General features: G+C 41.3%; 10 protein-coding genes. 4 read left to right on the top strand and 6 right to left on the bottom strand.

Features of this window, described 5'->3' with window-relative positions; genetic code table 11:
- Positions 1–65 precede the first annotated feature (65 nt).
- From ABIB50_RS02760 to rseP, 4 genes are read left to right on the top strand one after another with little or no spacing between them, the layout of a single operon-like run.
- A complete protein-coding gene (locus ABIB50_RS02760) occupies positions 66–674 on the top strand; it encodes a hypothetical protein (RefSeq protein ID WP_429377066.1) in 609 nt (202 codons plus the stop codon).
- A 3-nt stretch (positions 675–677) separates the two neighbouring features.
- Positions 678–2,177, top strand: a complete 1,500-nt coding sequence (locus ABIB50_RS02755; RefSeq protein ID WP_429377064.1) for a GH3 auxin-responsive promoter family protein — start codon at positions 678–680, stop codon at positions 2,175–2,177.
- A gap of 1 nt (position 2,178) precedes the next feature.
- Positions 2,179–3,369, top strand: a complete 1,191-nt coding sequence (locus ABIB50_RS02750; protein WP_429377062.1) for a 1-deoxy-D-xylulose-5-phosphate reductoisomerase — start codon at positions 2,179–2,181, stop codon at positions 3,367–3,369.
- A 6-nt stretch (positions 3,370–3,375) separates the two neighbouring features.
- Complete coding sequence (gene rseP, locus ABIB50_RS02745) at positions 3,376–4,731, top strand: RIP metalloprotease RseP (RefSeq protein WP_429377061.1); 1,356 nt, start codon at positions 3,376–3,378, stop codon at positions 4,729–4,731.
- 80 nt (positions 4,732–4,811) lie between these two features.
- On the opposite strand, the gene ABIB50_RS02740 is transcribed toward rseP, so the two are convergent.
- From ABIB50_RS02740 to ABIB50_RS02715, 6 genes are all read right to left on the bottom strand, one after another.
- Positions 4,812–5,399: a DUF4199 domain-containing protein gene (locus ABIB50_RS02740; protein WP_429377060.1), complete on the bottom strand. Its 588-nt coding sequence runs from the start codon at positions 5,397–5,399 to the stop codon at positions 4,812–4,814.
- A 19-nt stretch (positions 5,400–5,418) separates the two neighbouring features.
- Positions 5,419–6,087, bottom strand: coding sequence for a hypothetical protein (locus tag ABIB50_RS02735; protein WP_429377059.1), 669 nt, complete (start codon positions 6,085–6,087; stop codon positions 5,419–5,421).
- Entirely contained in the window at positions 6,084–7,346 is a 1,263-nt protein-coding gene (locus ABIB50_RS02730; RefSeq protein WP_429377058.1) for a dihydroorotase, read from the bottom strand. The genes ABIB50_RS02735 and ABIB50_RS02730 overlap by 4 nt, the downstream gene beginning before the upstream one ends.
- A 10-nt stretch (positions 7,347–7,356) precedes the next feature.
- Positions 7,357–9,429 carry a BatA domain-containing protein gene (locus ABIB50_RS02725; RefSeq protein WP_429377057.1) on the bottom strand — a complete coding sequence of 691 codons (2,073 nt, stop codon included), beginning with the start codon at positions 9,427–9,429 and terminating at the stop codon, positions 7,357–7,359.
- 88 nt (positions 9,430–9,517) lie between these two features.
- Positions 9,518–10,270 carry a hypothetical protein gene (locus ABIB50_RS02720; protein ID WP_429377056.1) on the bottom strand — a complete coding sequence of 251 codons (753 nt, stop codon included), beginning with the start codon at positions 10,268–10,270 and terminating at the stop codon, positions 9,518–9,520.
- Between the two features lie 7 nt (positions 10,271–10,277).
- Positions 10,278–12,581, bottom strand: coding sequence for a family 20 glycosylhydrolase (locus ABIB50_RS02715; protein WP_429377055.1), 2,304 nt, complete (start codon positions 12,579–12,581; stop codon positions 10,278–10,280).
- Positions 12,582–12,642: the final 61 nt, after the last annotated feature.

Here is a 12,642-nt window from a genome sequence, read left to right as displayed (position 1 = left end):
AAAACTTTGTGACCATAATTGTTTATTCAGTTATATCTGTCGCTTTACTTTCATTGTTAAAATTCTTGGCTGACTTTCTATCGCCCATAAGTTTTACTTGGGAAATGATTACATCCTTTGTTTTAGTATTTGCTCAAGCTTATACAACTTTAGGGTTATATAAGTTAATATTTACTTTAATAGATAGTGAATATTATGAATTTGAATTCAGGCAAGTGTTACCAGCTTTTAAAAACATCCTCAGTTATTTAGGTATTTTTTCGTTTATAGTACTTATACTTTTTGGTTTTTCCAAGCTAATGGTAAAATTGGACGACTATCCTAATTTACAAGGCCTAATTCAACAAATTGCTGTTTTGATATCTTTATATCTCGGTCTGCGAATTATGTTTTTTGTCACATACATTGTTGACGATCAATCAGGTGGATTTGAATCTTTAAAGCAAAGTTTTACTTTAACTAAAGGGTATTTTTTCAAAGTACTTATTATGCTTTTAATTATTTTGTTATTCATAGCACTGCCGGCATTTTTGTCACAATATCCCGGGCTTGGTTTTTTATGGATTGCCATAATATTTACCTACCCTTTCGTTAATATACTGTTAGCAGTAACCTACCGCAAACTGGTATACAGCCACCAGGATGTGGAGGATGATATTGCCGAAACCAATTAAGTTATGGGTTTAAAAGCCATTTTGAGCAAGGTATTTGCGGCATGGGTTAATACCGACCTTAAACGGATCCGAAAAAATGCGCCCTCTATTCAGCAGAAAGTTTTTGAACAATTAATTGAGCGGGCCAATACTACCGCCTTTGGGCGCGACCATTATTTCGGCGATATAAAAACTTACGAAGATTTTAAACGCCTTGTGCCAGTGCGCGATTACGAAGAGCTTAGCCCCTACATAAAACGTGTAGTGGATGGCGAGGTAAATGTGCTTTGGCCGGGCAAACCAACCTATCTTACCAAAACATCAGGCACAACATCGGGGGTAAAATATATACCTATCAGCAAAGAAAGCATGCCAGAGCATATTAAAGCCGCGCGTAACGCTTTACTAAGCTATATTTACGAAACAGGTAAAGCCGATTTTTTAGATGGCAAAATGATATTCCTGCAAGGCAGCCCGGTATTGGCCGAAAAAGCAGGCATACCAACCGGCAGGCTATCAGGCATTGTAGCGCATCATGTTCCAGGCTATCTCCAAAAAAACCGTCTGCCAAGTTATGAGATCAATTGTATTGAAGATTGGGAAGAAAAGGTAGACGCTATTGTACAGGAAACGATAAGCCAGGATATGCGCCTGATATCAGGTATTCCACCCTGGTGCCAGATGTATTTCGACAGGCTTTCGGCTATATCCGGCGGTAAAAAGATCAAAGATGTTTTTCCAAACTTTAAGCTGTTTGTATATGGCGGCGTAAATTTCGAGCCTTACCGCAACCGGATGATGGATAGTATAGGCTTTAATATTGATACAATTGAAACCTACCCTGCATCCGAGGGGTTTATTGCCTTCCAGGATTCACAAAAAGAAAAAGGCTTACTGTTATTGGTTGATTCGGGCATCTTTTACGAGTTTATTCCAACTGATGAATACTTTAATGAAAATCCAACCCGCATTAGCTTAAAGGATGTAGAGCTGGATAAAAACTACGCCTTAATATTAAACACCAACGCGGGTTTATGGGGATACAGCATTGGTGATACTGTAAAGTTTGTCTCAAAGAACCCGTATAAAATAATTGTGACCGGGCGTATTAAACACTACATTTCTGCGTTTGGAGAACATGTTATTGGCGAAGAGGTTGAACAGGCTTTGATGGGTGTAGCTAACGATGAAGGGATTGATATTATTGAGTTTACAGTTGCCCCGCAGGTAAATCCGCCGCAAGGCGAACCACCTTACCATGAATGGTTTATAGAGTTTGGAACTGAACCAAAAGATCTAACAGCTTTTGCTGCTAAAGTTGATAAAGCGCTGCAAGCAAAAAATATTTACTATTTTGACCTTATTGACGGTAACATTTTGCAACCTTTGATCATTCGGAGTTTGAAAAAAGACGCGTTTATTAGTTATATGCGTTCGCAAGGCAAACTTGGCGGGCAAAACAAAGTACCCCGCCTGGCCAACGACAGAAAGATAGCAGACGGATTAAAAGAATACATTCTTTAAATTGAGTAACCAGATTAAAAATATAGCCATACTTGGCTCAACAGGCAGCATAGGTACGCAAGCGTTAGAAGTGATAGGCGAAAACCCATCATTATTTAAAGCGTATCTTATAACTGCAAATAATAATGCCCATCTGCTTATTCAACAAGCCTTACAATTTAAACCTGCTTACGCTGTTATTTGCGACGAAAGCAAATATGCAGAGGTAAAACAGGCATTAGCAAAAACGGACACCGAGGTTTTGGCAGGTATAAATGCCATAAGCGATGTTGTAACAGATGCTAAGATCGACATCGTATTAACTGCCATGGTTGGTTTTGCTGGGTTAGAGCCTACAATTGCTGCTATCAAGGCTGGTAAAACCATCGCGTTAGCAAATAAAGAAACCCTGGTTGTAGCCGGCGAATTGATAACTGAACTTGCAAAACAGCACGGCGTTACGATATTGCCGGTTGATTCTGAGCATTCGGCTATTTACCAATGCCTGGTTGGCGAGGAAAATAACAAGATCGAAAAGATCATATTAACCGCATCCGGCGGGCCTTTCAGGGGTAAAACCGCGGCAGACCTGGCTAATGTAACCCGCGAGCACGCGCTTAAACATCCAAACTGGGTAATGGGCGCCAAGATCACTATTGATTCGGCTACACTGATGAATAAGGGCCTGGAAGTAATTGAGGCTAAATGGTTATTTGATTTGAGGGCTGATCAGATAGATGTTATCGTACATCCGCAATCCATTGTACATTCATTGGTTCAGTTTGAAGATGGATCAATAAAAGCACAAATGGGATTGCCGGACATGAAGCTGCCTATCCAATACGCGCTGGCATCGCCTAACAGGTTAAAAAACAATTTTACGCGTTTTAATTTTACAGATTATCCGCAACTTACTTTTGAAAAGCCTGACATAATGACCTTTAGAAATTTAGGCCTGGCTTTTGATGCATTGAACAAGGGCGGTAACATGCCTTGCATTATTAACGCCGCCAATGAGATAGCCGTAGCCGCGTTTTTAAGCAATAGTGTAACATTTTTGGCTATGAGCACTCTTATTGAAAGCTGTATGCAAAACATCAGCTATCAAAGCCAACCTACCCTTGATGATTATTTGAATACTGACAAAGAAACACGCATATTTGCGCAAAATTTAATAAAACAAATGCCCGCGAAGGCTTATAATTTGATATAGAGAAGAATGAGTATAGTAATTATGGTTGGCCAGTTAATACTGGGACTTTCGATTTTAGTGATATTGCATGAGCTGGGCCACTTTTTAGCCGCACGGGCGTTTGGTATTAAAGTAGATAAATTTTACCTGTTTTTTGATGCCTGGGGATTTAGCCTGTTTAAGTTTACTTATAAAGATGTTGAATACGGAATTGGCTGGCTGCCATTAGGCGGCTATGTTAAAATTGCCGGTATGATAGATGAGTCGATGGATACCGAGCAGATGGCGGGCCCCGCGCAACCATGGGAGTTTCGCTCTAAACCGGCCTGGCAGCGTTTAATTGTTATGCTTGCCGGTGTTTTTGTAAACGTGGTATTAGGTATATTTATATTCTGGATGCTTACCGCGCGTTTGGGCGAAAGCTATATAGCAAACTCAAGTATTAAATATGGCATAGTACCGGGTACCATTGGTAAAAAAATGGGGCTGGAAGCCGGTGATAAAATAATAGCTGTAAACGGGAAGCCGGTTAATAGGTTTGAAGACCTGATGAGCTCGAAGGTATTATTGGATCATACTGTTTTAACTCTGCAACGCGGCGATAAAACTATGGATCTTACCGTACCTGCAAACATTATTAACGATCTGTCGGATTACGGTATAGAGCAGTTTATAAGCCCGCTACCACGCTTAAAGTTTGCTATAGATTCTGTAGTACCGGGCAGTAGCGCTCAAATAGCCGGCCTGACTAAAGGCGACAGTGTTATTGCTGTAAACGGCACGCAAGTTGTATTTTATGACCAGCTGCAAAGCGAGTTAAAAAAGTATGCGAATAAAACCGTTATGCTTGATGTTAAACGCAACAACGAGGTTAAGCAACTTCCAACCGCCGTAAATAAAGAGGGCAAATTAGGTGGAAAAGACGGTGGTGGCATTGTACCAAAATTTATATTCCCTGAGGAAAAAACCATTAAATACGGCTTCTTTGGTTCATTACCTGTAGGCGCAAATAAGGCATGGGGTACTTTCTCAAACAATGCAAAAGCCATTGGCAAAGTATTTAAAGGCGAAGCCAAATTTAACAAGGTAATTGGAGGCCCGGTGGCTATTGCTACCATGTTTGGTAAAGAGGTAGATTGGGTGCATTTCTGGACCCTGGTTGGTTTTTTATCAATGGTTCTTGCCTTTACCAACCTGTTGCCTATCCCTGCCCTTGACGGAGGCCACGCAGTGTTTTTAATTATTGAAATGATAAAGGGTAAGCCGCTTAGCGATAAGTTCCTGGAGCGCGCTCAGATAGTTGGATTTGTATTATTAATATCATTAATGGTATTTGTATTTGGTAATGATATTGTTAAACAGGTTATGAAAAGCAAACCATAACGATTTTGTAGCAAACGTTATAAACAAAAGCGGCCGTTTCCTAATAGAAACGGCCGCTTTTGTTTTAGTGATATTTTAGTTTAAACTGAAGGGTCGATAGCATCATCAATGCTAATAGGCCTGTTCTTTTTAATACAAGCTGCCACAATCAGGTTAATAACTACATAAAAAAGCAAGCTAAAGCAAACGGCGACAGCTTCATTTTTAAGCGTTGGTTCTAATTTTGCCTTAAACTCTCCATTGTGGAACGTTTTTGCAATCTCATCAATTTTATCCTGATCCATGCCCATTTTAGCTAAGCGCTCGGTCATTACTGCCTCAGATGCATCATTGATCTTGGTTGGCATATCCGGATCAACAAATTTAAAAAGGATAAAGCTGTACAATATAGTAATCAATATTATAAAAACAGACATCGTCATGAGGGCTTTAAATGCGGTACCGAAACTCCAGTAACCGCCAATATTTTTCCTTATCTCCATACCAAAAATTACAAGCAGGGCAATACCCACCGCTGCACTAAACAGCTGCACCCAGATGTTTGTAAATTGCATAAGCGGATTAACTATCCTGAATACAATTGATAGAACAATAGAAATGCCGGCAATTAACAATCCATAGCGCATAGCAAGTTTCCCTATAGTTGCTTTTTGTGTTTGATCTTCCATTTGTTTTTTAGTTTAAGGTTTAATTAAATGATTCCAATATACTTAATACGGGCATATCAAACTCTTTGTTCACTGCTTTTGCAGCAATAGCAGTTTTATCGTCCGTAGTTGGGTTTGTGTTTTGGAAAAAGCACATCATTGGGTAAAAAAGCTCTTTCAACTCCGAATCTTCAGGCAGCTTAGCCGCCACTTTAGCTATTTCATCCACAGGGCTTTCCATTAATATCTGGTTAGCTATTACAGGCTCATAAATACGGTATTCGTCCTGGAACTCATCCTCATCAACCAATAAAAACTCTTTCAGATAGTCTTCCAGTTCCGGTTCAATATCTTCGTCTTCGCACTCATTTAAATACAGCAGCAGGTTTAACAGCTCTGTGCCCCTGTCCAAAGTTTGCTCTTCAATGCTTTCCCATTCAGGTGTATCCAAATAATCCTCTTCCAGCTTTTTAACATCAGCGCTAAAAAAGTTGATCATCAGCATATCAAAAAATACCTCGCGCAGGGCCTCTAATTGCGGGTGATTATTAAAAACCGCATCCAGCGCATCAACCTTGGCTAAAAAATCATCTTCCAATTCAAAAACTGAATGGAACTCGCCATGTATTTTGGAAACATCTATTCCGCTGTATTTTGAAAAAGCTTGCAATGCGGCGCCAAGTGCAATTTCTATTTTAGGATCTATCATGATAAATTCGATTTAAATAAGTGATTATTGTTACAGCTTAAAAGCACTTGTCCTTTTATTGTCTCCCCTATATAAGGCGAGTTATATGATTTGGATTTATTGTTTTCTTTAGTATACTCCCACTCTGCTGTTGTGTCAAAAACAACCAGGTTGGCTTTTTGATCTGCCGCTATAGTTACTTGTTCCAGATCCAATATAGCACGTGGGTTAATAGCTAATTTTTTTACGATCAGGTCGACACTTAACCCCGCTTTTAAAGCCAGCGCAAACGCGGTTTGAAAGCCTATGATGCCAAATTCTGCGACCTCAAACTCTACATCTTTAAATTCTATCTCGTGCGGGGTGTGTTGTGATACGATAGCATCTATTGTTCCGTCCTTTAAGCCCGCTATAAGCGCTTTTACATCTTTACGTGTGCGCAAGGGTGGCTTTACTTTATAAAGGCTGTCAAAGCCCGCTAATGCATCGTCAGTTAGTACCAAATGATGAGCAGCCACATCGCAGGTTACGTTCAACCCTTTCTTCTTTGCCTCTTTTATCAATTCGACAGAACGGGCGGTAGATATAGTACTGAAGTGGATTTTAGAATTGGTGTATTCGGCCAGGTAAAGATCGCGCGCTATCATTAACTCTTCTGCCAGCGATGGTATGCCTTTCATGCCCAATAAGGTACTCATTTCGCCTTCGTTTACTTTTGCTTTACCGGCGATAGCGGTATCTTCAGGGTATGAAAAAACGGTTGCTTCAAAGCCTTTGGTGTAAAGCAGGGCGCGTTCCATTAAACCTGCATCCTGCACCGGGCGGTCGCCGTCTGTAAAAGCCTTTGCGCCGCTCAGGTACATATCATACATTTCGGCCAGGTCCTTTCCTTCGCGTTTATGCGACAACGTTCCTAACGGATATACATCTACCAGGTTACCTTTTGCGCGGTTTAGCAGGTATTCAACTTCAGCTTTCGAGTGTACCGGCGGTTGTGTGTTCGGCATTAAAGCTATCCCGGTAAAACCTCCCGCGGCAGCAGCGGCGGTTCCTGTCTTTAAGTTTTCTTTACTTTCAAGGCCCAGCTCGCCTATGTTACAATTAAGATCGAAGAAGCCCGGCGACAAATATTTACCTGTCGCATCAAAGACGGTAACATCGGCTTTAATGTTTTTGGCAATTTCTGTAATGGTTCCGTTTTTTATTAAAATATCAGCAACTTGTTGATTAAAGGATGAGTTGGGATCAACAATTGTAGCGGACTTGATAAGCAAATTCATTAGCGCTGCTTTATGTGTGGATTGAGGTTGATGTTTCCGGTTGTGAAAGTACCCGCGTCACGGGATTATAGTACCTGGTAAGCACTATTTCGGCAGCCAAAAATATCAATGCCAAAATTATACAAAGTTTCCATAATTGCACACCAAAATCTGCCTGGCTCACAATATCTTTTACCGAGCCTTTGGTTGCGGTTATAACATTGCCCTTATCAGGGATAATTTTGTTCAACTCGGCAGCCGAATAATAACTCAGATCAGACTCGCTCCGGTTATCATTAAAAGTCATTACAGAGACTATACTATCCTGTTTTTTAAGTTCATAAAGGCCGGTTTCCTGTAATTGATCAGAGACATATAACAGTGTACTCCCCTCCTGCTGTTTAACGTCTGGAATAATGCTTTGTTTACCTTTAACTAATTTCAATAATTGCTTTTCTGATGACTGCACGGGCGTGGTTTCAACCGTCTCGTCATGCCCTAACGAATAAAACAAAGGCTGATCATGACCGCTTAACAGCGCTATCCTGAACATTATAGGCACAAAAAGTGCGTGGCGCGGCAGGTTACTAAAATCTTCATTTAACGGCACTGCGGCAACATATACTTTACCTTTTCCGCTGTTATAACCTGCCCAGAAGGCTTGTCCGCCCTGTAATTGCATCAGGTTCTCGTTACTACCTGACGATGTACTTAGCTGAAAATATTTTTTGATCACCGGCAGGTCAGGATTTGATGGAAAATCTTCGAATATGTTTTTAAATACCGGATTTTGTAAGTTTAATGATTGTACTTTAATGTTTTCGGCGGCCAGTTTTTCGGGATAAGCCACCCCCATTTGCTGCAGGAATGATTTATAGCTTGCCAGGTCAGCATCAATAGCCGGGAATACGGCCAGTGTACCGCCCTTGCTCACATAAGTTTTTAGCTGTTGCGATAAACCGGCCGATACGGCTTTAACATCACTGATAACAATTAACGGATACGTGCTTAACCCTGCATAATCCACATTACCATCGGGCACACGCCGGGAATTAAAAAATTGGTCGGTACCGAATACCGCTTTCAAGTATGGGTTAAAGCTACCGCCATCTATCAGCAATACCTGCATCTGCTGTTTAACATTAAAGCTGAAATAAAACTGGTTATCAAACGTAACCGGGTTATCCTGTAAGGTGATCTCGCCGCGTTGCCAGCCCGGTTTTAAACCCGAGAAGGTAAGTGTGTCATTTTGAACAGAACGCGCCTTTAACGTAAAACCACCCAAAGCTTTTTGTTCGCCGTTGATAGATAGCTTTAAAGGTATTTTGACAGCGTCTTCTCCGGCATAGTTGTGCAGTTTAACTACCAGCTTTTCGGTCTCGCCGGGCCGATGGATGGCGCTTAATAACCATACCGAATCAACCGCTACGTTTGCCGGTGTATTGGCGGCTAGCTGTACTAACGTAACATGCAAACCTGTATCAACCTTTAAAGGCTGCCCGTTGGTTATATTTTTTTGAAAATCGGATATAATATCTATCGACCGGCTGGCGCCCGGCTGCATGGTCAACAGGTTTTGTTGCCTGTCTATTATTTGCTGTAAGCTACGGCTGCGGGGACTGATCTTTACTGCATCCACCGCGTCGTTAAACTCTTCGCGGCTCAACAGGCGTTGGTGCTTACCTTCAAAATCCTGCGTAAGCAGCTGGAACCTGTCATTCATGGAGTAGGCAGATACAATTTCTTTAGCGCGTCGCTTAGCTTCATCTAACAATGAACCTTCCCTGTTTAGGGTTTGCATGGAGTACGAGTTATCCAAAAAAATACTGATAATACGCTGAGCTCCGGCACTGGTATTATTATGATTGGATAGATATGGCCTGGCAAATGCCAACACCAGGAAGAATAGGGCCAGTAAACGTGCTAACAGTATTAAGCGTTCTTTTAAATTCCTTCGGGATGATTGCTGTTCCTGGATCTCTTTAAGGAACTGGACATTACTGAAATAGACTTTCTGATAACGCCTGAAATTGAACAGGTGAACCAATATGGGGATGGCCAGGGATAGTAATGCAAATAAAAAGGCAGGATATAAAAAGTGCATTTTTTGTTGGCTATAGGACGATACTCAAATGTATAAAAAGTTTAATGAATTTGATGTCTTAACCTATCCCTTCAATCAGACCATCATTTTAGTTGCGATGACGTTTCTTTTTCTTTTTATGAACCTCAGCTTTGTGTTTCTTCTTCTCTGACTTTTTAACCGTAGTATGCTTTTCTTCAACCGGCTTTTTAACAGGCGCTGAAACTACAGACTTATCCTTAACCGAAGTAGAGTCTTTACTCAACTGTTTTACGTTAAAGCTGTTATTATATAAACTATACTCCAGCTTGCGCTTTGCCCCTGTTGGTTTGGCTGATGACCCACTCCCTTCATAAATTGGGAACTCCCTTATAAACTTACCCTCTGAGATATAGAAGTTATCGTTACCGCGATAACCCTTTCTTTGCGAACTGGTTAGCTTAGGGAAATCAAGTTTTTGTACTTTGGTTTCATAAAACTCAAAAGCATAAATAGTGTTATAATTTATGGTGTCTTTGCGTTTGGCTTGCAGCAATATTTCGGGGTGGCCGTCTATATCCATATCCGAATTGTAAACATCGACAATTGTACCCTTTACATCGCCGGTAGTGGTTGTGAACTTTCTTCCTGATGAATCTGAGTGTAATATTAGCAGCGAACCGGTATCAACAGCGCCCCTGCCCCAGCTTAAAATATCGTAGTATTGCCCCGGAGCAACTTCGATCATTTTATGGAATTTAAATGGTTCGATCAACGTTGGCGGTTTGGGTGCTACAGACGCTACAACCTTCTTTTGTTCCTGCGTACAACCTACTATAGTTGCACATCCAATCAGTATAAAAAACCAAGACCTTACGCTCATATAATAGTTAGTTAAACAGTAAATCTGATCCCAGCTCGCCCGTTGGTTTGCCTGGTATAGTGATGTAAACCCGCAGGCTTCCGGTTGTACCGATATTGAAGTATTTCAGCGTAAATTTATGATAACCTTTTTGCAAAGCAATGGCACCATTTTTAGCACCGATAGGATGCTTGCCATCGTTATCAACTACCAGCTGATCGTCAACTAATATCGTCGAGCCATCATCAGACACGGTCCCAAAACCATAAACCCCATCATTATCAATACGAATATAACCGGTGTATATTATAGCAAACCCATTTGTTTTTCTAAACGGGTTAATGTTAAAGCTTTTAGCTATTAATGAATCGGCTCCATCAGCACTCAGTTTAAAATCATTGGTGCTGTTATATTCGCCGGGGAATAGTTGATAACGTAACCCTGAGTTGGTGCCTTTATAGTCGACAGGTGCCAATGGTGCTTTATTAAACACTACTGTTTTAGTAACTACGCTGCGTTTGCCCGTTGGTGTTATCACGATGGTTTGCAGTTCGCGATAATTGTCTATCGGCACATTATAGGTTATAGGAATAGTAAACTCGTTATCCGTTTCGCGGGGCGTATAACCATCTATAGTATAATAAACCTTAGCCCCTTTTACTGATGGTTTTAAATCAACCTTTAATGATGTGCCGAAATAAACGGTATCCTTAGCGCCAATAGCGGTTGGTACACGGTAAAGAAAGCCATTTTTATCTAACCAGGCGAGGCGCGATGGTAAGCGTGTATCTGCAAAATCTTTAAAATTTTTATTGGCTAAAGGTGTCCATGCAACTTCAGACAAGGCCATTAAACGCGGCAACAACATATATTCCACTTTTTTCTCAGTAGCGATATATTCCGTCCACATGTTAGCCTGCACACCAAGGATATGCTTTTTCTGATCATCATTTAACACTTCAGGCGTTGGATCGTAACGGTATATTTTTGAAAGGGGCTCGTTACCACCAATACTTAATGGCTCGGTGCTTAAATTGCCTTGTCCATGGTCAATATACAAACCGCCGCTGCCGGGGGTCATAATAACATCATGGTTTTGTTGAGCTGCAGCAATACCACCTTGTTCCCCTCTCCAGCTCATTACTGTAGCGTTGGGTGCAAGGCCACCTTCTAATATCTCGTCCCAACCTATGATGCTTCTGCCTTTCGAGTTTACAAACTTCTCTATCCTTTGGATAAAATAGCTTTGAAGGCCATGCTCATCTTTAAGCTTTAGTTTCTTTATTAGTTGTTGACAAAATTTCGATTCCTTCCAAACATCCTTAGGTGCTTCATCACCACCAATGTGGATGTATTTGCTTGGGAAAAGCCCCATTACCTCGGTCAATACATCCTCCAAAAAATTAAATGTAGTTTCGGACGGGCAATAAACGTTCCGGAATACTCCCCAGGTACCCTGCACCTGGTAGCCTAAAGCAGGTTCGCAACCTAACTCCGGGTACGAAGCTAAGGCAGCCATAGCATGGCCTGGCATTTCAATTTCGGGTACTACGGTAATATACCTGTCAGCTGCATATTTAACTACCTCGCGGATCTCATCCTGTGTATAGTAACCACCATACGGGGTATTGTCATATTGCTGCGGCGTGCGGTCGTGGTAGTTACCTATTACGGTTTCGGCACGGCGGCTGCCAATTTCTGTTAGTTTAGGATACTTCTTTATTTCTATGCGCCAGCCCTGGTCATCAGTTAAATGCCAGTGGAAGGTATTTAGTTTGTAGGCAGCTATCAGGTCGATATATTTTTTAACGAACTGCACCGAGAAGAAATGACGGCAAACATCCAACATTAAACCACGGTAACCAAAACGCGGGTAATCTTCAATCTGCACACACGGCAGTTTTGCCACAGCGCCCTTATCAGCCGGTATCAACTGTATCAGCGTTTGGATGCCATAAAACAACCCGGCGCCTTTACCGGCAATGGTGATATTTGTTGGCGTAATGGTTAGGCGGTAACCTTCGGCAGGCAGGCCTTCTGTACCTGCGCTGGTAAGCACTATACTATTGTTTACGCTTGTACCGCTGTTTTGCCTTAACGTTACGTGCAGCATAGCGCTGTTTCTTACGTAATCTGCTAAAAAAACAACTGCTTTGTTGGTGATCGTGTCGGCGAGCAACATGGTTTCCTGACTTAGCACGAATGTACCGTCGGCTTTTTTAACCGATACCGGGGCAGGGATAATACCCAGGTTTGGATCAGTATCCTGCGCTTGGGCAATTATAGATAAACCAATAGAAGTAACCAGCAGCAGAATGATTTTTTTATACATAGTAACAGATCAATCAATAATTTAAGGTGGTGAAGTTAAAAGATTTTAAAAATATAAAGTA

The sequence above is a fragment of the Mucilaginibacter sp. UYCu711 genome (assembly GCF_050433825.1).
Classification (GTDB): domain Bacteria; phylum Bacteroidota; class Bacteroidia; order Sphingobacteriales; family Sphingobacteriaceae; genus Mucilaginibacter.
The sequence above is the reverse complement of the archived record's forward strand: the minus strand, read 5'-3'. Positions and strand labels throughout refer to the sequence as shown.

Coding starts and splice junctions, on each gene's coding strand:
- ABIB50_RS02755 (WP_429377064.1), top strand. CDS start 678: ATGGGTTTAAAAGCCATTTTGAGCAAGGTATTTGCGGCATGGGTTAAT.
- rseP (WP_429377061.1), top strand. CDS start 3,376: ATGAGTATAGTAATTATGGTTGGCCAGTTAATACTGGGACTTTCGATT.
- ABIB50_RS02740 (WP_429377060.1), bottom strand. CDS start 5,399: ATGGAAGATCAAACACAAAAAGCAACTATAGGGAAACTTGCTATGCGC.
- ABIB50_RS02735 (WP_429377059.1), bottom strand. CDS start 6,087: ATGATAGATCCTAAAATAGAAATTGCACTTGGCGCCGCATTGCAAGCT.
- ABIB50_RS02730 (WP_429377058.1), bottom strand. CDS start 7,346: ATGAATTTGCTTATCAAGTCCGCTACAATTGTTGATCCCAACTCATCC.
- ABIB50_RS02725 (WP_429377057.1), bottom strand. CDS start 9,429: ATGCACTTTTTATATCCTGCCTTTTTATTTGCATTACTATCCCTGGCC.
- ABIB50_RS02720 (WP_429377056.1), bottom strand. CDS start 10,270: ATGAGCGTAAGGTCTTGGTTTTTTATACTGATTGGATGTGCAACTATA.
- ABIB50_RS02715 (WP_429377055.1), bottom strand. CDS start 12,581: ATGTATAAAAAAATCATTCTGCTGCTGGTTACTTCTATTGGTTTATCT.